We start from the raw sequence: 423 nt of genomic DNA, 5'->3' as shown, positions 1-423 counted from the left end.
TCGCAGGACACCAGCGCTTATGGCGTCGATGTCAAATTCCGCATGGGCTTCTGGAACGGCCGCCCGCTGAAGACGCGCATGACCGAGCTGGTGGGCGCGCTCGGCGAATTGGCGTCGCAGTACGGCGCCTGGGTGCGCCTGCACTACGTCTACCCCTATCCGAGCGTGGATGAGGTGATGCCCCTGATGGCTGAGGGCAAGGTCCTTCCCTATCTGGACGTGCCGCTGCAGCACGCCCACCCGGACGTGCTCAAGCGCATGAAGCGCCCCGCCAACGCCGAGAAGACGCTGGACCGCATCCGCGCCTGGCGCGAGGTGTGCCCGGAGCTGACCATCCGCAGCACGTTCATCGCGGGTTTCCCGGGTGAAACGGAGGAAGAGTTCCAAACGCTGCTCGACTTCATTGCCGAGGCCGAACTGGAC

1 protein-coding gene is annotated in these 423 nt (G+C 65.2%); it reads left to right on the top strand.

Translation table 11 applies throughout. The features are described 5' to 3' along the window. Window positions 1-423: radical SAM protein (locus tag GRF61_RS24385; protein ID WP_169153184.1), on the top strand; the 423-nt coding region annotated here is incomplete at both ends.

The organism is Azoarcus sp. TTM-91, assembly GCF_012911025.1.
Lineage (GTDB): Bacteria > Pseudomonadota > Gammaproteobacteria > Burkholderiales > Rhodocyclaceae > Azoarcus.
Note: the sequence above shows the minus strand (reverse complement) of the source record. Positions and strands in the feature narration are given on the sequence as shown.